We start from the raw sequence: 19,815 nt of genomic DNA on the forward strand, positions 1-19,815 counted from the left end.
TTTAAAGCACTCTAAATCTATTTTATTTATTGTTTTGTTTAAAATAAACTTCTGTTGCGCCTAGTCCATATTTTTGATAATTGGCATCTTGAAAATCAATTCCGTCATAACGCCCTAATAAAAAATCTAGTTCGGCTTTTAAAATTCCTTCGCCAACGCCATGAATAAAAACGATTTTCGGAATGCGATTTCTGATAGCAAATTCGATATGTCTTTTTGCAGTTTCGGTCTGCAAAATCAAAATATCATAATTCGACATTCCGCGTTTATTTGGAACTAATTTTTCTATGTGAAGATCAAATTCTGGAACTCCAAAATCACGTTTATCTTTCTTTTCTTTAACAAAACTTCTCGGTTTTGGCTCTGTTTTTTCTTTTGAAACTTCATCTAAATTAATTCTTTTAATAGAATTCATTAAATTACTGGAATCTTGTATTTTAAGTAATTCATTGACAAAAAATGTCATCATAAATCCATCCGTAGTTTCTATTAAAACTTCATTGTTTTTGACAGAAACTACTGTTCCGTTTATAGCTTCGTCGAGTACCGAAACCTTATCTCCTTTTACCAACATCCTACTCTTCTTTATCGTTATTTTTACTTGGCGTTTTTGCGCTCAGCTGCATCATTCCAAACATGAAAACTACAATTGCAACAATCATGATATAGATATTTTTTTCTTCTGAAACTTGCTCGTACAACGCAACCGAAATCGCAAGAATCATTATTATAATTTTAAAAGCTTTCATTCATTCAAAGTTTAAGATTCCAAAAGTATAAAACTTTCAAATAGCACTTCCATTCTACTCCAGTCGTTTGTCACATTTTTTTAGTAAAATTGCAAAAAGAATTACAATGAATTTAGAGCGATATATGATTCCTTGCCTCTTCAAATCGATCTTCGGTTTTGACTGTTTAGGCTGTGGTTTTCAGCGTTCTTTATTCTTACTTTTTCAAGGCGAATTTTTAGCAGCTTTTAAAATGTATCCAGCGATATTTTCCTGCCTTTTGCTCTTCGGTATTATAGCGCTTCATTTTTTAGATAAATCTAAAAACTATAAAAAACTAATTTGGAGAATGTCATTTTTAAACCTCTTTTTTATGCTTGGAGGTTATTACTTAAAACACTTTTATTTTTAGATTTTAGATTTTAGATTTTAGATTTTAGATTTTAGATTTTAGATTTTAGATTTTAGATTTTAGATTTTAGATTTTAGATTTTAGATTTTAGATTTTAGATTTTAGATTTTAGATTTTAGATTTTAGATTTTAGATTTTCTAAAAGTCGCTTTGCTCCTTTTGGAATTTTAAGAAATTTTTATTTCTTAATTTGATCTAAAATATCATTCATCATTTCGATTTGCACTTTCTGAATTTCGATTAATTCTTGTTGTTGATGCATAATCAAATGATCAATTTTATCATGAATCATTCTAATTTCTAATTCCGATTTTAGGTTAATCATATAATCTTTTTTAGCTCGATTTCGATCTTTTTCTTCCTGACGATTTTGACTCATCATAATCACAGGCGCTTGCAAAGCGGCAACACAAGAAAGAATTAAATTTAAGAGAATAAACGGATATGGATCGAAACCTTTATTTAGAAAAATGAGCACATTTGAACTGATCCAAATAGTGATAAAAACAACAAAAGAGATAATAAAAGTCCAGCTTCCGCCAAAATCTGCTACTCGATCTGCCACTCTTTGTCCTAGATTTCGGGTTTCTTCCTCATCTTCAACAGTGCTTACAATGGATTTATCATCTTTTAAAGAAGAAATAACGCTTTTCTCCATAGCCGAAAGCGCTCCAATTTCTGTCGAAAGATAATTCGAAATGTACTTTTGACGATACAAATTCAACTCGTTTACGGCAATACAATCATCATCATTAAAATCAGGAAATTCTTTTTTGATCAAACCCAAAATTGGATCATGAATAGATTTTCCGTAGATTTTCTCGTTTTCAGAAAAAGAAAGCCCCGAAATAGCACTTTTAAATGTTTGATTGTTTTTCATTTTTGTAAATTTTATAGGCTAATTTACGTAAATAACTTCTTAAGAATGATATAAAAAGATCTCGTTTACAATTACTTTTTTATCACAAATATGATATTCTAGAGAAAATTTCTTTAGTTAAATCGTGACTTTATTTCCAAAAAACACCTTACTTTTAACGTTCCAAAATTATTCATTCATTCTTACCATTGTGACAAAAGACACTATCATACAAAATATAAAGGCTTTAAAGAGCCATTCGCACATAAATTACGGCATTAAAACAAAAACAGAAGACTTTACAGAGAAGCTTTTTTACACCCTTTTTGATTCGAATGCAGCTTTAGACGAAAGCATTAGTGAGTTAGAAATCCGTTTTAAAGAAATCGCTGTTTTAGCTTGTAAAAAACCGCAAAATTTATGCGGATCTATTTGGGAAAGATTTCTTGAAAAACTTCCTGGCGTTTTAGAAAAATTAAATCAAGATGCCGAATATATTTTAGAAAATGATCCAGCTTCTAATAGTATCGACGAGGTTTATCTAGGTTATCCTGGATTTTATGCCATTGCTATTTACAGATTAAGCCACGAATTGTATCATTTAGATTTATTGCTTTTTTCTCGTTTAATGAGCGAATATGCGCATCGAATTACAGGAACTGATATTCATGCCGGCGCTAGTATCGAATCGCCATTTTTTATAGATCACGCTACCGGAATTGTAATTGGCGAAACTACTGTTATCAAAAAGCATGTAAAAATCTACCAAGGTGTTACGCTTGGCGCTTTGAGTGTAAGCAAAGAAATGAAAAATGCAAAAAGACATCCAACAGTTGAAGATAATGTCTGCATTTATGCCAACGCAACCATTTTGGGAGGCAAAACTACAATCGGAAAAAATAGTGTTGTTGGAGGAAATGCTTGGATTACAAAATCTGTTCCAGCAGATTCTATCGTTTTGAATACCACTACAACTGAAGTTAAAATCAAAGAAAAAAAATAAAATGAATTCACATAAGTTACTAAACCTGATTGGCAATACTCCGTTAATGGAAACCGTCAATTTGGTTAAAAATAAAAATGTTAAGCTTTTGCTTAAACTCGAAGGAAATAATCCTGGAGGAAGTGTAAAAGACAGAGCGGCTTACAATATGATTGCTGCTGCTCTAGAAAGAGGCGAAATTAAAAAAGGCGATAAATTAATTGAAGCAACGAGCGGAAACACGGGAATTGCACTTGCAATGATTGCTCAATTATTTGGTATAGAAATAGAATTGGTGCTGCCTGAAGATTCTACAAAAGAAAGAACACAAACCATGCGTGCTTATGGTGCAACTGTTATTTTAACTCCTGCAAGCGAAGGAATTATTGGTTCTAGAGATTATGCAGATAAAAAAGTGGCGCAAGGCGGTTATTTAATGCTAAATCAATTTGCCAATGACGACAACTGGAAAGCGCATTATAAAACAACTGGTCCAGAAATTTGGAACGATACTGACGGAACTGTAACGCATTTTGTTTCTGCAATGGGAACAACAGGAACTATTATCGGAACTTCTACTTATTTAAAAGAGAAAAATCCGAATGTTCAAATTGTTGGCGCACAACCGAGCGACGGTTCTCAGATTCCTGGAATTCGTAAATGGCCACAAGAATATCTTCCGAAAATTTTTGATGCTTCTAAAGTCGATACTGTTGTTGATGTTAGCGAAGAAGAAGCTCGAGAAATGACCAAAAGATTAGCGCTTGAAGAAGGTGTTTTTGCAGGAATGAGCAGCGGAGGTTCTGTTGCGGTTGCCTTAAAAATTGCCGAAAAATTAGAATCTGGAGTTATTGTTGCCGTTATCTGCGATAGAGGCGATCGTTATTTATCTTCGGATTTGTTCGACTAAGAGGTTCAAAGTTGCAAAGGATCAGAGGTTCAAAGGTTTTAAATTGAATAAAAAACTTTACCTCTTTCCAAACCTTTGAAACAAAAAACCTTTGTCACTTTGCATCTTTGAGCCTTTGAACCTTTAAAAGAAAAAAAAATGAACTACAGAAAACTAGGAAAAACAAATTTTAATATATCTGAAATTTCGCTTGGAACTTGGCAAGTTGGCGGAAAATGGGGATCGGGTTTTGATGATAAAACTGCCGACGAACTTTTGAATACCGCGATTGACAATGGCGTTAATTTTATTGATACTGCCGATGTTTATGAAAATGGTTTAAGCGAAACTGCCGTTGGAAGAGTTGTTCGCTCTCGTTCTGAACGAATTTTTGTTGCTACAAAATGCGGACGCCAAATCAATCCACATGTTAATGAAGGATATTCTCCAAAAGTGCTTCAGAAATTTGTTGAAGACAGCTTAAAGAGAACAGGTTTAGAAACTTTAGACTTGATTCAATTACATTGTCCGCCAACAGAAGTTTATTACCGTCCTGAAATATTCGAGCTTTTTGACCGATTAAAAGAGCAAGGTAAAATTCTTAATCTTGGCGTAAGCGTTGAAAAAGTTGAAGAAGCTTTAAAAGCAATTGAATATGATAATGTAACTACGGTGCAGATTATTTTCAATTTGTTTCGTCAGCGCCCATCAGAATTATTTTTCTCTGAAGCAAAAAAGAAAGATATCGGAATTATTGCAAGAGTCCCTCTAGCAAGCGGACTTTTAACGGGTAAATTTGATTCAAAAACAACTTTTGATTCTCAAGATCACCGTAATTTCAATCGTAACGGAGAAGCTTTTGATAAAGGAGAAACTTTCTCTGGAATTGATTATGATTTAGGTTTAAAAGCTGTTGAAGCTTTAAAGGCGCTATTTCCAGAATCGCAAAACCTTGCTCCAATCGCACTGCAATGGATTTTGAGTTTTAATGAAGTTAGCTGTATTATTCCTGGCGCATCTAAAACAGATCATGTTTTATCAAATTTATCGGTTTACGATACTCCAAAATTAACTTCAGGACAAATTTCTGAAATGAATAAAATTTATAATGACTTCATTAAACCAGCTGTTCATCAGCTTTGGTAAAATTTTAAAAATAATGAGATTCTGAGATATTGAGATGCTAAGTTTTTTAGCTCTTGTATCTCAGTTTTTTTTTTAAAGATTACGCAACCATTTGTTAATCATAGCATCTAATAATAAAACTAACTCTAAATCACTAACCATGAAAAAACTAAGTTTTATTTTATTAGCAATATTACTTTTTGCCGCTTGTACAAATGACGAGGCTACTATACAAGAACAAGATGCAGCAAAACTAGAAAAGATGCATCAGGAGATTATTACGCTTTCATTAGCTACTACGCAATCTTGTACTGATGCAAAAGATTGGGATTTTACGCCGCTGGGAACTAAAGCTTGTGGAGGTGTGGCACTTTACATTCCATACTCAAAAAAAATAAACAAAGAAGCGTTTCTTGCAAAAGTAAAAGCTTACACCGATGCACAAACCGCTTATGACATAAAATGGAATATAGTATCAAGTTGCGAACTTGTAATACCTCCAACTGGTGTAGAATGCGTTGATGGAAAACCTAAATTAAGTTACATGTCAGCATTGTACTAAAAACGAACGAAAATTAGATATCAAATTCGATTCTAAATTCAGCACCACGATTTTTACCGTCGCTCGATGCTGTCAATCGACCTTTGTTTCGTTCTATTATTTTTTTGCAAAGATACAATCCAATTCCGGTAGAACCTTCATTTGCGGTTCCGAGACGGCTCATTTTGGTAAATTTCTTAAATAATTCTTCTATTTAATGTTTATCAAAACCAATTCCGCTGTCTTTTACAGTCAAAATCAGCTTTGAATCTTCTGCATAAATTCGGACTTTAATCTCACTTTCAAAATAAGAAAACTTAACGGCATTACTGATCAAATTAACTAAAACCTGAATTAATAAACCTTCATCAATTTTAAGTTTAGCCTCAACACATTCTAAAACTAAATTCAGTTTTATTTTTTTGTCGAATAAACGCTGTTCAACTTGTTCATTGATAAAAGGTAGAATATTTGGAAATAAAATGGTTTTACTGTCTTGATTGATTTTCACCACTTCATCTTGTTCTTTTAAAAGCTTGATAAAATTTTCAATATATCTAAATTGAAGATTAGTAGATTCACAGATTAATTCAGCGAGATTTTTTACAGAATCGGAAGGTTCTTCGCTTATGATCAATTTGGCTAAACCTTGCGGATTTCCAGCGAAATTTTTTAAATCATGCGAAAGCATATAAATTAAATCCTGTTTTTCATTAATAAAACCTTCTGCCTCATAAATAGATTCTTGAATATTGCACATTAATAAACCGGCTTCGTCTGTATATTCTGTTGGCAATGTCGATAATTTTCGCGAATTTCTGTAATCGGCTAATGCTTTAGATGCTGTCTTAATTGGTTTTATTAAACGATTTAAAATTAGAAGTGTCAACCCTGTCGCAATGAGAGTCATTACCAAAGAAAAAACAAGAATGGATGTTGGTGAAATACTGTGCTGAAAATAAAGCACAAAAAATAAAATTCCGATTAAAGGAATATGAATACCAATAAATGCAACAAATAGAAATTTAAAAGCATAACTTCTTTTAAGAAAGCTTATTTGTGAGAGTGTATGATACAACTTCATAAAGCAACAATAATAGTAGGTTAAAACTGTAATTCTTTGGGTTTATTACACAAACAAAATTAACTTTTAAACTGAAGTAAACTAATTTTTTAAAGAATTTCTAAAAAATTTTATAAATAAAATTTGTAAAAGTTTTCAAAGGCTTATTTTTGCGCTATGGGAAGAAAAAATACAGACAAAGTTGTCTTTCATCAAATTCAAGTTCTTGACGCTGGTGCAAAAGGCGTTTCAGTAGCCAAAGCACCTGACGGAAAAGTAATCTTTATTCCGAATGTGGTACCTGGAGATGTTGTGGACGTACAAACATTTAAAAAAAGAAAGGCATATTACGAAGGTAAAGCCGTAAAATTTCATGAATTATCTGATTACAGAGTAGATCCGATCTGCGAACATTTTGGCGTTTGCGGAGGCTGTAAATGGCAAAATATGAAGTATGGCCAACAGCTTGCATTTAAACAAAATGAAGTTAAAAATCATTTGCAAAGAATAGGAAAAATCGAACTTCCAGAATTTGAAGATATTTTAGGTTCTGAAAAACAGTTTTTCTACAGAAATAAAATGGAATTTTCTTTTTCTAACAGCCGTTGGTTAACCGAAAAAGAAATTGGAAGCACTGAAGACTTAGGAAATAGAAATGCTTTAGGTTTTCATATTCCAAAAATGTGGGATAAAATTCTTGATATTAATAAATGCCATTTACAAGAAGATCCTTCAAATGCAATTCGTAACGAAATTAGAGCATTTGCGAATGAGCATAATCTCGCTTTTTTCAATCCGAGAGAACATTCTGGATTATTGAGAACCGTAATGATTCGTACAGTTTCTACTGGCGAGATTATGGTTTTAATTCAGTTTTTCGAAGAAGATAAAGCAAATAGAGAATTAATTCTAGATCATTTATACGAGAAATTCCCTCAAATTACTTCATTGCAATATGTGGTAAACGGAAAACCAAACGATACAATTTACGATCAAGACGTTATTCTTTATAAAGGAAGAAATTACATCTTAGAAGAAATGGAAGGTTTAAAATTTAGCATCAATGCTAAATCTTTCTACCAAACCAATTCTGACCAAGCTTACGAATTATACAAAATTACGAGAGAATTTGCTGGCCTGACTGGAAACGAAACAGTTTACGATTTATACACAGGAACAGGTACTATTGCACAATTTGTTTCGAAAAAAGCGAAAAAAGTAATCGGAGTAGAAAGTGTTCCTGAAGCAATTATTGACGCTAAAGCCAATGCAGAACGCAATAATATTACGAATTGCGAGTTTTTTGTTGGAGACATGAAGGTAGTCTTTAATGAAGCTTTTATTGCACAACACGGAAAGCCAGATGTTATTATAACAGATCCACCTCGCGACGGAATGCATAAAGATGTTGTAGAACAAATTTTAAAAATTGCTCCAAAAAAAGTAGTTTATGTAAGCTGTAATTCTGCAACACAGGCACGTGACTTAGCTTTAATGGACGAAAAATACAAAGTAACGCGTGTTAGACCTGTCGATATGTTTCCGCAGACACATCATGTTGAAAATGTTGTACTTTTAGAACTTCGATAAAAAATATAGATGAAAAAACTAGTCTCTCTGTTATTGCTTTTTACTTTTGGCTTATCTAGTTGCGAGAAAGATGATATCTGCGATGCCAATACGCCTACTACACCTAGATTGGTTATTACATTTTACTATAGTGACGATCCAACTGTAGAAAGAAAAATAACCAATTTGACAGCTGTTGGCGAAGGTAAGGATGTAGCAACTGGACTTACTTTTGCTGGTACAAGCAAAATACAATTACCATTAAAAGTTAATGATACGATCACAACCTTTAAATTAACTTATGACGCAGCAAGCACTATTCCTACTGATAGAAATGCAGATGTTTTAACGATCAATTATACAACTCAAAATGTATATGTATCGAGAGCTTGTGGTTTTAAAACTATTTTTAATGTAAAGTCAATTGTTCGTACGGATCCAGATGGAGACACCGTTTGGATGTCTACAGTTCAATTAATTAACCCAAATATCGATTCTGAAAATGAAACACACGTTGAAGTTTATTACTAGTATTTGTTTATTATTTTCGGTATTTTTAGTACAAGCTCAAGACGTACCAGAGATTTCAAAAGATAAAAAAGACAAAAAAGATACAGAAGTAAAAACCCAAAAACCGCAAACTGAAACTGTAAAAAAAGAGGTTCAGGATGTAAAAAAAGACAGCGTTGTAAAAACAGATCGCTATGGGCTTCGCGTAGGTGTAGATTTATACAAACTTACTCGCGGACTTTATGACAAAGATTATAAAGGAATTGAATTTGTTGGAGATTGGAGATTAACCAAAAAATACTATTTAGCAGCCGAATTAGGTTACGAAGATAAGACAACAAACGATGACAGATTAACCTCTTCAGCTTCTGGAACTTACATAAAAGGTGGATTTGATTATAATTTCTATCAAAACTGGCTGGATATGGAAAATCTTATCACGATTGGAATGCGTGGTGGTTTTAGTACTTTTAACCAAGAATTGAATAGCTATAAAATCTACAATCCGAATCCGTATTGGGGAGAACTTCCTACAATCGCTACTGATCAAAAATACAGCGGTTTAACTGCTGGTTGGTTAGAAGTTGGTTTAGGTTTAAAAGCGCAAGTTGTAAAAAACGTATTTGTTGGTTTTGGCGTTCAGCTTAAGCTTTTGGTTATGAATAACGAACCTGCTGATTTTGAAAACCTATATATTCCAGGTTTCAATAGAACGTATGACGGAAGTTTTGGAGTAGGTTTTAATTATACTGTTTCTTATTTTATTCCAATCTACAAAAAGAAAACAATGGCTTCTGAAGTAGTAAAAGAAGAAGCTGCTAAAAAGAAAAAACCATAGAATTTTGAGGTTCTAACATGCTAAGCTTCTAAGATACTAAGGTTGAAAAAAAGGCAAATTCAAAATATGAATTTGCCTTTTTTTTATGATAACTGAAAATTAACTGCTGCTTGTGTATGAATTAAAGCGGTATCAAAAATAGGAACATTCAAATCTCCTTCTTTTATTACTAACGGAATTTCAGTGCAACCTAAAATTATTCCTTCTGCGCCGTTTTTAATTAATTCATTTGCAATTTCTAGATAACGCTTTTTTGTTTCGTCAGTTACAAGTCCTCGACCTAGTTCTTCAAAAATGGTATAATGAATAAAATCTTTGTCGTCTTCATTATTTGGAATTACAGTTTGGATTCCTTTTTCGATTAGTTTATCTTTAAAGAAATCCAATTCCATTGTGAATTTTGTTCCCAGCAAACCCACTTTTTTAATTTGCTTTTTCTGAATTTCTATAGCAGTTTCTTCTGCGATATGAATCAGAGGCAATCCAATAGCATTTTGAAGTTTATCTGCTATTAAATGCATGGTGTTGGCGCATAAGACAATCGCTTCTGCCCCGCCCGATTTCAAAACTTCTGCAGCTTTCAAAAGCATTTTAAAAGTAGAATCCCAATCATTATTATCGTTATTCTTTTTTATATCGGCATAATTAAAAGAATAAATCAGACATTCGGAGAAATTTAGTCCACCGAGTTTTTCATTGATTCCTTTGTTTATTAAAGTATAATAATCAGAAGTCGAAACCCAGCTAATTCCACCAATAAGTCCAATTTTCTTCATAAAAGTCTAATTATCCAATTTCTTTGATTCCTTTAATAAAAAGCCATTTCATAAAAAGCTTTTCTCCGTCTTTAGTTCTTACAGCTTGAAATTTAGGCCCAACAATAGTTCCCACAATAAATGCTGTCAACGGAATCCAGATTCCTGTTAATCCTGTATAAGCATCAATCACAAATCGGAATGCAATAAAAAGGACTGCAAAAGCAGCTAATTGATATAAAAAAGCTCTTAATTGTAATTTTGACATGTTTTTTATTTTTAAGGTTCAAAGTTGCAAAGGCTCAAAGAAACAAAGGTTTTTCTTTGGTTATTTTTGAAACTTTGTTTATTTGAACAAATAATCAAATTATATTTTACTATTTTTAGTTTAAAGCTTAGATGTTTAAAGCGACACAGATTTTTACTTTGTGCCTTTAAACCTCTGAGCCTTTGTACCTATTCAGAAACCTGAAATTTCGCTCTCTTGCTTCCCTCGTACATTTCGTATTTTACTAAACGAGCTTCCAAACTTCCGTTGAAAAGTTTGATTTTTCTTGAAGGTTTTAATCCAACAAATTTTAATGCTTCTAGATTTGCTGTAATAAACCAAGCATTTGTTCCTGGATAATTTTTCTTTAAAGTATCGCCTATATTAGCGTAAAATCTTTCCATATGAATGTCCAGACGCTCATCGTAAGGCGGATTGAAAACGATATGAAGTTTTCCTTCCACTTCTTTTTCAGTATCAAAGAAATTATCTTCGCTAATCGATATATAATCTTCTAAATTGGCATTTCTGATATTGTCTTTCGCTTTACTTACAGCACTTGGCGCTTTATCAAAACCTTTGATAGAATAATGAAACTCTCTTGTTTTTTTCATTAAACTTTCAATAATGGTATCAAATAAATCATTATCCCAATCTTTCCATTTTTCAAAAGCAAATTCTTTTCTGTTAATGTTAGCCGGAATATTGCAAGCAATCATAGCCGCTTCTGCCAAGAAAGTTCCAGAACCGCACATCGGATCTAAAAAATGACTTTGACCATCCCAGCCTGAAAGCAAAAGAATTCCTGCTGCCAATACCTCATTAATCGGAGCAATATTGGTTGCTGTTCTATAACCACGCTGATGAAGAGAAGCTCCAGAAGTATCCAAAGCAACAGAAACCTGATCTTTATCAATATGAATATTAATTCGCAAATCTGGATATTGTTTATCAATACTTGGACGCTGACCTGTTCTTTCTCTAAACTGATCTACAATTGCATCTTTACATTTTTGAGAAACAAATTCAGAATGGTTGAAATAAGTAGAATGAACCGTCGAATCTATTACAAAAGTCTGATTTGCGTTTAAAAGTTTAGACCAATTCACACCAGAAATTCCTTTATATAGTGCCTGTTCGTTATTTGCTCTAAAAGAGTAAATAGGTTTTAAGACTTTAAGCGCTGTACGTAAAGACAAATTGGCTTTATACATAAAACCTTTATCTCCTTTAAAACTCACCATTCTCACGCCTCTTTCAACATCTTGAGCCCCAAGTGCGCGCAATTCTTTTTCTAATATTTCTTCAAAGCCAAAAAAACATTTGGCAATCATTTTAAAATTTTCTTCCATTTCTTTTCAATTAAAAAAAGCTAATCGCTATTACCTATAACAGCGAAATAGTTATTTTTCGGCAAAAATACACTAAATTTGCCGGACTTTGAATTAATTGAAATAGAATAAATGTCTGAAAAGCATAACGAATCAAACCTAAATCCGGAAGGCCACGATCAAAACTGGTATTCTTCCTGGTTTGACACCCCATATTATCACATTCTTTATAAGGATCGAAATTACCGTGAAGCTCAAATTTTCATGGACAATTTAACGCATTATCTTAATTTGCCTGAAAAAGCAAAAGTATTGGATTTAGCTTGCGGAAAAGGTCGTCATTCTATTTATTTAAATCAATTAGGATATAATGTTTTAGGCGCAGATTTATCAGAAAACAGTATCGAAGAAGCCAGTAAAAACAGCAACGAAACACTTCACTTTAAAGTGCACGACATGCGTGAGCCTTTTGAAGAAAAGTTTGATGCCATTTTTAATCTTTTTACCAGTTTTGGTTATTTCGAAAATGATGATGATAACCTGACAACTTTAAAAGCAATTAAAGAAAGTCTATCAGAATACGGATTCGCTGTAATTGATTTCATGAACGTAGCAAACGTGATTGAAAATCTTGTTCCAGAAGAAATAAAAACGGTTGAAAACATTGATTTTCATATCAAAAGATATGTTGAAGATGGACATATTTTTAAAGAAATTGATTTTGAGGATCAAGGCAGAAAATATCATTTTACAGAAAAAGTAAAAGCTTTAACTTTGAAAGACTTTCAGGATTTGATGGACGAAGCTGGAATTTATCTTCTAGACATTTTCGGAGATTACAAGCTTAAAAAATTCCACAAAATCGAAAGCGAAAGATTAATCATGATTTTTAAGTAAATTGGTTAATCGTTTAATTGTTTAACCGTTTAATCGCTAAACAAAAAAACAATTATCCGATTAAACAAATCAACGATTAAACAATAAAAAATGAACTATTTACTACCCTTATTTTCTGTACTTTTAGGATATGGCGTGGCTTTGTTTATTAAACCAAAAAACAAAACCAATTTAAAATTACTGCTAGCATTTAGCGGTTCTTTTTTATTGTCTTTAACTGTAATGCATCTTCTTCCTGAGGTTTACGAATCTCATAATCATAATATTGGAATCTTTATTATGATCGGAATTTTATTTCAGATTGTGCTTGAATTTTTCTCTAAAGGTGCCGAACACGGACACGTTCACGGTCATGCAAAAATGTCGCAAATTCCGTGGCTTTTATTTATTAGTTTGTGCATTCACGCCTTTTTAGAAGGATTTCCAGTAAGTCATCATCAAGGTCTTGCTATCGGAATTGCAATTCATCATTTGCCAATTGCCGTAATTTTAACGACATTTTTCATCAATGCCGATTTAAATAAAAAAGCCATTTTTGCCTTCATGTTAACTTTCGCAATTATGACTCCGTTAGGAACTGTTGCTTCCGAATTTCTACCTATTTTAAACGATTATTACACCGAAATAACAGCAATTGTAATTGGTATTTTATTCCACATTTCATCTACTATAATCTTTGAAAGCAGCGAAGGACATAAATTCAATATTGCCAAAGTTTCTATGATTGTTCTCGGAATTTTATTGGCGTTTATCTTATAAACAAATTTTCAAGTATCCTAACAGGTTTCAAAAACCTGTTAGGTATTTGTTTTTAGAACTTCCAATTAATACCTAACAGGTTGAAAAAACCTGTTAGGATACTGGTATTAATTCCCCGTTCTCTTTTTCTCGTCCTGATTTCCAAAAGCGCGCTCTTTCACATTGATTTTTTTGTTTCCAAAATTATAAACTACAGATAAACGTACAAATCTATTACTCTGATTTTCAATATAAACTTGCTTTACACCATTTACAACCGAAGTAAAATCTTTTAGATAAGAAGTATTAAAAATATCATTTGCTAAAAATGCAATCTGCATTGTTTTATTAAACAAATCCTGTTTAAAACCAATATCAAAACTTGATGCATATCCAATTTCATACAAACCACTTTTAAAAGGCGAACTATAACTAAAATCAATTTGCAGTTTTGTTGTCTTACCTAATATAAATGTATTATTTGTAGAAAAATCTACTTGCAAACTATTTGATGGCGTTGCATTAATATCTTTTATAAATTCTGTTTTTGCTCCCAAAAAGTACAGTGAATTCTCGCTTGACCACCATTCTGCAAAAGTTGCCGAATACGTTTCTCCGACTCCGTAATTTAGGTTTTTAAAATAATTCTCGCGCGTTACAATCTGCGTATTCGTTTCTGGATTTGACGTAAACAAAACGCCATAACCGTTTGTAACTGAATTGACAAAAACACTAGTTCTTAAAACTTCTTTATATGAATGTGCAAATTCAAAATTATCACTAAATGAAGGTTTCAAAAACGGATTTCCTTCAGAATAACTATTACTACTAATATAAATTCGAAACGGATTCAATAAATCAAAACGAGGTCTGTTGATTCTTTTTCCGTAATTCAAACTAAAAGTATTATTCTCGTTTTTTTTGTAAGAAGCATAAAACGTTGGAAATAACTTTAAATAATTATTAACCGTTTCCTGATTCATAGTTTCAGAAAAACCGTTTGTTTGTGTATTTTCTAATCTTAAACCCATTTGAAAATTCCATTTTTCATTGAATTTTTTATCCGCATTAACATAAACCGCCTGATTATTTTCAGTGTATTTAAATCGGTTCGATTGATTTGGATCTAATTCTGGATTTCCAGAAATTGTGTTGTAATACAAAACATCGCTGATACTATTTGTAAAACTCATTTTTGCGCCATAAGATAAATTCAACGCTTGAAACGGATGTTCCATATCAGCTCTAAAACTCCAATTATCAATATCTTGATTCGAAATATTTTGCCCAGATTGATTAACATCTACAAAAGTCATATCTGGCGTATAATTATTGGCAACAAAATTTCGGTTGAATTTTGAACTGTAATTAAAATAATCCAGATCAACAGATAATTTTCGTTTTAGAGAATCTAATTTGGTAATCAAATGCGCGTTATAAGTTTGATTTTTAGAACCTTTATCAGTAAAACTATTATTTAACGTAACATTATCCAATTGATTTTGAGCATTATAATTATCAATTCTGATATCCGATTTAAAATCAGGATTATTTCTATCATTTAAATATTGAAAACCAATAGTTGTACGCTCAGAAAGATCATAATCTAAAGCTAATTTCCCTGAAAGGTTTTCGTTTTTTACTTTTGTTATACTATAAATATGCGAAAGTCCGTTAGGAAAATACATTTTCAAATCGTCTGTTGCATTCAAATAACCTGTTTTTCCGTTAAGGCTTGCCGAAAATCTAAACTTCTTTTTATTGTAGAAAAAGTTGTCTCTCAAAGTAACAATTCCAAATTTATTTTGATCGTAAGAAACTGTCGTTGTATTTTTCCAAGAATCACGAATTCCTTTTTTCATAATAATATTAATCAATCCACCAGTCCCTTCAGCATCATATTTTGCTGGCGGATTACTAATAATTTCAATGTTTTTAATATCTCCTGAAGAAATAGATTTCAAAAAGTTATTCAATTCCTCACCAGCCAATTCTAACATTCTTCCGTCAATCATAACTCGAGAAGTTCCTTTTCCTAGTATCGTAATTGCATTATTTTGCACCACAACGCCGGGCGCTGTACTAATGGCGCTCAAAGCATCTCCACCAACTGTAGTTACATTATTTTCTAAATTATAAACCAAACGATCTGTTTTCTGTTCGATTGTTTTCTTTTTAGATTGAATAACAACTTCGCCCAAATTGGTTGCGTTTTCTTTTAAAACGATAATTCCTAAATCAGTATCTTTTTCTATTGTAAATTCTTTTTCATAATCTGTAAATCCCAAAAGACCAATTCTTATTTTATAAGTTCCTTTTTTAAGATTAATATCAAAAGTTCCGTCTTGTTTAGAAGTTGTTCCGTTAATAATTTTTCCCTCTAAATTTAATATTGAAACATTTGCCCATTCTAATGTCGATTTTTCATTTGCTATTTTTCCTTTTAATTGAAAAGATTGTGCTAAACAAAATAAAGGCAATAATAAAAAGATAAGGAGGTTTGCTTTTTTCATGATTTCTAATTTTTAAACTTGTTTCGATTAATTTGAAGCAAAGTTGCCTTAGAAATTTTCCAGATTCGACCGACAAAAAAAAGTCGAACCAATTTCTTGAGTAGAAATTGGTTCGACTTTATTAAGTATGAAGTACGACTTTTTACAAAACCTTAATTATGAAGCATTTCGATAAGCTGTCGGTGTTAAATTGGTGTATTTTTTAAAAGAAGTATTAAACGAAGATTTAGAGTTAAAACCAACTTCATATAAAATTTCTAAAACAGTTAGATCACTTTTAGACTGATCTTTCAAAATATTCATAGCTTTTAGAATGCGATATTCATTCACAAAATCAAAAAAATGCTGATCCATTTGATGATTTATTAAAACTGACAAATCACGAACCGGAATATCAATTTGATTTGCCAATTCCTGAATCGTAAGCGACGGATCAAGAAAAGGTTCTTTCTCTGTCATATATTGTTTTAAAGCTTCAATTTGAGTTTTGATCTCGTCATTTTGACCGTTTGCAGATGCCGATTTTTCTTCGACTTCTGGCAAAATATCTTTTGTTAGTTTTAGTTTCGAATTGACTCCTCTAAAAAGTTCAGGATGATTTAAAGCTTTCATTATAAACCAACAAGTAATAAACAAAGCTATCGTTCCGACAAGAACATTTGCCCACAGAAAAATTTCACTAAAACCACTATAACGCAATAAATTTTTTAATGCGACAATAATATGTGCCGTTAGAAATACGCACGTAATCTGAAAAAGCCATTTGTAAGTCGCTGTACTTGCATTTGCATAATTTTCTAAATAGATTTCTCTGTATTTTTTTACAATCAAAAAAACAGATATAATATAAAATACATATTGAAATTCTACTAAAATCTGTATAAAATAAATTTCAGACATTAAATTAAGACCTGAAAGAAAAATGCTTTTATCTACTGCTGCACTAAGATAAATTCTCGGTATAAAAACTAAATTGACGATTATAAAAGGAAGTAAATGAACTAAGTGTTTCCATCTTAATCTAAAATCAGAATAACAAACAGCCAGTACAAAAAGATAAAACAAAGGCATTTGAAACAAACAAGCTGTAGATCTAAAAATCTCAAATTTTAGTTCTCTGAGATTACTCGCTTCAATAAAAAAACCGCTAAGATCAATAGCCGAACAAATAAAAAACCAAGCAAATAATCGGTTTGCCAATTTATTTTCGGTTTTGACCGTTAATAAAAAAAATGCAAGCAATAACGAAACAAAAACTGAAATTCGACCAATTCCCTGCAATAAATCTATTTTATCCATTTATCTTTTAAAATTTTAACAAATATAATATTTTAGTTCTTTTAATGAAGATGTAAGAAAGCATTCGCAACAGTACAAACAAAACTTTAAATCTTTGTGAGTTTGTATACTAAATTTCAAAATTGAGATAAAATTGTTAATTTTGACCAGTCTAAATAACGATAAAAATGACATTTACGAAAACTACTGAACAAGCATCAAAATACGAACATTTAGAAAAAATGTCTGTTCATGAATTGTTATCCAATATTAATCAAGAAGACAAAACCGTTCCTTATGCGGTCGAAAAAGCTTTGCCACAAATAGAAGCTTTGATTCCGCAAATAGTTGAAAAGCTAAAATTAGGAGGCAGATTGTTTTATATTGGCGCCGGAACTTCTGGACGTCTTGGTGTTGTTGATGCTTCAGAATGTCCGCCAACTTTTGGTGTTCCTTTTGATTTAGTAAATGGTATTATTGCAGGTGGCGACACCGCTATAAGACGCGCTGTAGAAAATGCAGAAGATAATCCGACGCAAGCTTGGATCGATCTTCAGAATCATAATATTACTTCTAATGATGTTGTAATCGGAATTGCCGCTTCTGGCACAACTCCTTACGTAATTGGCGGTTTAGAAACTTGTAATCAAAATAATATTATTACGGGCTGTATTACTTGTAATGCAGGAAGTCCACTGGCATTGACGGCGCAATTTCCGATTGAAGTTGTTGTCGGGCCAGAATTTATTACAGGAAGTTCGAGAATGAAAGCTGGAACGGCTCAGAAATTGGTTTTAAATATGATTTCGACCGCAGCAATGATTCAGCTTGGCAAAGTTCGCGGAAACAAAATGGTTGATATGCAATTGAGCAACATCAAGCTAGTTGATCGTGGCGTAAAAATGATTATGGGCGAAATTCCTGTTTCTTATGAACTGGCATCAGAATTATTGAAAAAATATGGCAGTGTGAGAAATGCTGTTGATAATTATAAATCTTAACTGATAATTTAACCGCTAAGTTCGCAAAGGTTTACGCAAGGTTCGCAAGGTTTTTTCTTAAAGCTTTGCGAACTTTTCGCTTTATTTAAAGTTTCTAATGTAAAAAAACTTTGCGTACTTTGCGGTTCAATACAAGTCAAATAACTTGAAACAAAGAAAACTTGAAACAAAAAGTCATGGCAACAAATAAAGAATTACTAAGAAAAGGAGTTAAATATCTAACTGGCGCTTTGCCATTGATGTTTCTTGGGCCATCAATGATTTATAATGCATTTATGAATCAGCATACAAATTGGCATTATCTTGTTCTTGGTATTGGAATTGTAGCTTGTTTGTCTTCTATGTTTTTAATCTTTTTAGGATTGAAAATCATCATGAAAGGTATATTTAACGACTAATTTGTATCTTTACTAAAATTCTTTGTTATGGATATACAAGCAGAAATAAACTGGATTCATCAAGAAATTGATAAAGTAAAAGATCCCTCTTTTGTAGAAAAACTAAAACACCTTTTACAATCAATAAATAATACCGCAATTAACTCCGATGAAGCTTATAATCTAGATATCGAAAATGCCTTAGATAGTATCAAAAAAGGTGATTTTTATACTGAAGATCAGGCTAAAGAAATTGCGAAAAAATGGGGAAGAAAATAATTTGGTCAAGCAATGCTTTGAATCAATTAGAAGACATTCATTTTTATATTTTCTTCGAAAGTAAATCTATCAAAATTGCAGATAAAGTAATTAATACCGTGTTTGAAAGTACCGAAATACTTAAAACACAATCTGTAATTTACAAACTAGATAAACAGAAAACTAATAATGATGGTACTTTCAGAGTTTATTCTGTTTATGAATATAGCATTTCTTATCAAATAACTGTCGATTCAATTTACATTTTACGAGTTCGCCATAATGCTCGAAAATCAAAAAAACATTCATGGAAGATATAATTCACATTCAGAAAACATTTGAAAAAGTTGTTTACATCAACAAAAAAATAAATAATCGAGAGTTTGAAGATTGTGTTTTTAAAAACTGTGATTTTTCTAGCAGTAATTTTGGTTCCAATACTTTTTTAGATTGCGAATTTATTGACTGCAATTTATCTATGACAAGTCTAGCGGGAACAAGCTTAAAAAATGTCACTTTTAGAAACTGTAAACTTCTCGGAATCGCTTTTAACGAATGTGACGATTTCTTATTTCAAGTTCAGTTTGAAGAATGCGTTTTAGATTACGCTTTGTTTTCGAACAAAAAAATGCCTAAAACTAAATTCATCAATTCTTCGGTTCGTGAAGTAACTTTTATCGGAACTAATTTAACAAGTTCTGTTTTTGACAATTGCAATCTTGATGGTGCCATTTTCAACGAAACGCAATTGGCGGGAGTCAACTTTAAAACGGCTTACAATTATAAAATCGATCCCGAATTTAATCCGATGAAAAAAGCGCAATTTTCTAATGATGGAATTGTCGGTCTTCTGGATAAATATGACATTAAAATTGTATAAAAT

General features: G+C 31.8%; 23 protein-coding genes and 1 pseudogene. 15 read left to right on the forward strand and 9 right to left on the reverse strand.

All coding sequences use genetic code 11. The features are described 5' to 3' along the window. Positions 1-22: 22 nt before the first annotated feature. Both P0R33_RS04250 and P0R33_RS04255 read right to left on the reverse strand, forming a co-directional pair. Complete coding sequence (locus P0R33_RS04250) at positions 23-574, reverse strand: Smr/MutS family protein (protein WP_276174329.1); 552 nt, start codon at positions 572-574, stop codon at positions 23-25. Position 575: 1 nt separating this feature from the next. Beyond that, positions 576-749, reverse strand: coding sequence for a hypothetical protein (locus P0R33_RS04255; RefSeq protein WP_184164488.1), 174 nt, complete (start codon positions 747-749; stop codon positions 576-578). A 124-nt stretch (positions 750-873) separates the two neighbouring features. Here P0R33_RS04255 and P0R33_RS04260 point away from each other — a divergent pair, with 124 nt between their 5' ends. Then, positions 874-1,140, forward strand: coding sequence for a DUF2752 domain-containing protein (locus P0R33_RS04260; RefSeq protein ID WP_276175685.1), 267 nt, complete (start codon positions 874-876; stop codon positions 1,138-1,140). A 178-nt stretch (positions 1,141-1,318) separates the two neighbouring features. On the opposite strand, the gene P0R33_RS04265 is transcribed toward P0R33_RS04260, so the two are convergent. Continuing rightward, entirely contained in the window at positions 1,319-2,020 is a 702-nt protein-coding gene (locus P0R33_RS04265) for a DUF1003 domain-containing protein (RefSeq protein ID WP_276174330.1), read from the reverse strand. Positions 2,021-2,210: 190 nt separating this feature from the next. Here P0R33_RS04265 and epsC point away from each other — a divergent pair, with 190 nt between their 5' ends. The 4 genes from epsC (at position 2,211) to P0R33_RS04285 (ending at position 5,557) form a co-directional block, all read left to right on the forward strand. Next, on the forward strand, positions 2,211-3,002 hold the full coding sequence (epsC, locus tag P0R33_RS04270) for a serine O-acetyltransferase EpsC (protein WP_276175686.1): 792 nt from the start codon (positions 2,211-2,213) through the stop codon (positions 3,000-3,002). Between the two features lies 1 nt (position 3,003). Continuing rightward, a complete protein-coding gene (gene cysM / locus P0R33_RS04275; RefSeq protein ID WP_276174331.1) occupies positions 3,004-3,891 on the forward strand; it encodes a cysteine synthase CysM in 888 nt (295 codons plus the stop codon). 138 nt (positions 3,892-4,029) lie between these two features. Beyond that, positions 4,030-5,016 (forward strand): aldo/keto reductase, encoded by a 987-nt coding sequence (locus P0R33_RS04280; protein ID WP_276174332.1) that lies wholly within the window; start codon positions 4,030-4,032, stop codon positions 5,014-5,016. Positions 5,017-5,155: 139 nt separating this feature from the next. After that, positions 5,156-5,557, forward strand: a complete 402-nt coding sequence (locus P0R33_RS04285) for a hypothetical protein (protein WP_276174333.1) — start codon at positions 5,156-5,158, stop codon at positions 5,555-5,557. A 13-nt stretch (positions 5,558-5,570) separates the two neighbouring features. Here P0R33_RS04285 and P0R33_RS23510 read toward each other — a convergent pair. Next, positions 5,571-6,620 (reverse strand): annotated as a pseudogene (locus tag P0R33_RS23510) (HAMP domain-containing sensor histidine kinase). Between the two features lie 156 nt (positions 6,621-6,776). On the opposite strand from P0R33_RS23510, the gene rlmD reads away from it, so the two are divergent. From rlmD to P0R33_RS04305, 3 genes are read left to right on the forward strand one after another with little or no spacing between them, the layout of a single operon-like run. Continuing rightward, on the forward strand, positions 6,777-8,189 hold the full coding sequence (gene rlmD, locus P0R33_RS04295; RefSeq protein WP_276174334.1) for a 23S rRNA (uracil(1939)-C(5))-methyltransferase RlmD: 1,413 nt from the start codon (positions 6,777-6,779) through the stop codon (positions 8,187-8,189). Between the two features lie 9 nt (positions 8,190-8,198). Continuing rightward, the gene (locus tag P0R33_RS04300) at positions 8,199-8,699 is read left to right on the forward strand and encodes a DUF6452 family protein (RefSeq protein WP_276174335.1); all 501 of its coding nucleotides are present in this window, start codon (positions 8,199-8,201) and stop codon (positions 8,697-8,699) included. Further along, positions 8,671-9,516, forward strand: a complete 846-nt coding sequence (locus tag P0R33_RS04305) for a DUF6048 family protein (RefSeq protein WP_276174336.1) — start codon at positions 8,671-8,673, stop codon at positions 9,514-9,516. Before P0R33_RS04300 ends, P0R33_RS04305 begins: the two co-directional genes overlap by 29 nt. Positions 9,517-9,599: 83 nt before the next feature. On the opposite strand, the gene P0R33_RS04310 is transcribed toward P0R33_RS04305, so the two are convergent. From P0R33_RS04310 to P0R33_RS04320, 3 genes are all read right to left on the reverse strand, one after another. Further along, positions 9,600-10,292: an aspartate/glutamate racemase family protein gene (locus P0R33_RS04310; protein ID WP_276174337.1), complete on the reverse strand. Its 693-nt coding sequence runs from the start codon at positions 10,290-10,292 to the stop codon at positions 9,600-9,602. Positions 10,293-10,302: 10 nt separating this feature from the next. Then, positions 10,303-10,539 carry a hypothetical protein gene (locus P0R33_RS04315; protein WP_276174338.1) on the reverse strand — a complete coding sequence of 79 codons (237 nt, stop codon included), beginning with the start codon at positions 10,537-10,539 and terminating at the stop codon, positions 10,303-10,305. A gap of 188 nt (positions 10,540-10,727) precedes the next feature. Then, a complete protein-coding gene (locus P0R33_RS04320; protein ID WP_276174339.1) occupies positions 10,728-11,891 on the reverse strand; it encodes a THUMP domain-containing protein in 1,164 nt (387 codons plus the stop codon). Positions 11,892-12,002: 111 nt separating this feature from the next. Between P0R33_RS04320 and P0R33_RS04325 the strand changes: the two genes are divergently transcribed. Both P0R33_RS04325 and P0R33_RS04330 read left to right on the forward strand, forming a co-directional pair. Then, positions 12,003-12,767: a class I SAM-dependent methyltransferase gene (locus P0R33_RS04325; protein WP_276174340.1), complete on the forward strand. Its 765-nt coding sequence runs from the start codon at positions 12,003-12,005 to the stop codon at positions 12,765-12,767. A gap of 90 nt (positions 12,768-12,857) precedes the next feature. After that, positions 12,858-13,526 (forward strand): ZIP family metal transporter, encoded by a 669-nt coding sequence (locus tag P0R33_RS04330; RefSeq protein WP_276174341.1) that lies wholly within the window; start codon positions 12,858-12,860, stop codon positions 13,524-13,526. Between the two features lie 107 nt (positions 13,527-13,633). On the opposite strand, the gene P0R33_RS04335 is transcribed toward P0R33_RS04330, so the two are convergent. Both P0R33_RS04335 and P0R33_RS04340 read right to left on the reverse strand, forming a co-directional pair. Next, positions 13,634-16,018: a TonB-dependent receptor gene (locus tag P0R33_RS04335; RefSeq protein ID WP_276174342.1), complete on the reverse strand. Its 2,385-nt coding sequence runs from the start codon at positions 16,016-16,018 to the stop codon at positions 13,634-13,636. A gap of 156 nt (positions 16,019-16,174) precedes the next feature. Continuing rightward, entirely contained in the window at positions 16,175-17,317 is a 1,143-nt protein-coding gene (locus P0R33_RS04340; RefSeq protein ID WP_276174343.1) for a helix-turn-helix domain-containing protein, read from the reverse strand. A gap of 167 nt (positions 17,318-17,484) precedes the next feature. Here P0R33_RS04340 and murQ point away from each other — a divergent pair, with 167 nt between their 5' ends. From murQ to P0R33_RS04365, 5 genes are all read left to right on the forward strand, one after another. Further along, positions 17,485-18,297, forward strand: a complete 813-nt coding sequence (gene murQ / locus P0R33_RS04345; RefSeq protein ID WP_276174344.1) for an N-acetylmuramic acid 6-phosphate etherase — start codon at positions 17,485-17,487, stop codon at positions 18,295-18,297. Between the two features lie 176 nt (positions 18,298-18,473). Then, positions 18,474-18,695, forward strand: a complete 222-nt coding sequence (locus P0R33_RS04350; RefSeq protein ID WP_276174345.1) for a DUF6095 family protein — start codon at positions 18,474-18,476, stop codon at positions 18,693-18,695. 27 nt (positions 18,696-18,722) lie between these two features. Continuing rightward, on the forward strand, positions 18,723-18,953 hold the full coding sequence (locus P0R33_RS04355) for a hypothetical protein (protein ID WP_276174346.1): 231 nt from the start codon (positions 18,723-18,725) through the stop codon (positions 18,951-18,953). After that, on the forward strand, positions 18,938-19,252 hold the full coding sequence (locus tag P0R33_RS04360; RefSeq protein WP_276174347.1) for a type II toxin-antitoxin system RelE/ParE family toxin: 315 nt from the start codon (positions 18,938-18,940) through the stop codon (positions 19,250-19,252). Before P0R33_RS04355 ends, P0R33_RS04360 begins: the two co-directional genes overlap by 16 nt. Continuing rightward, entirely contained in the window at positions 19,240-19,812 is a 573-nt protein-coding gene (locus P0R33_RS04365; RefSeq protein WP_276174348.1) for a pentapeptide repeat-containing protein, read from the forward strand. The genes P0R33_RS04360 and P0R33_RS04365 overlap by 13 nt, the downstream gene beginning before the upstream one ends. The last annotated feature ends 3 nt before the right edge of the window (positions 19,813-19,815 follow it).

The sequence above is a fragment of the Flavobacterium sp. YJ01 genome (assembly GCF_029320955.1).
Lineage (GTDB): Bacteria > Bacteroidota > Bacteroidia > Flavobacteriales > Flavobacteriaceae > Flavobacterium.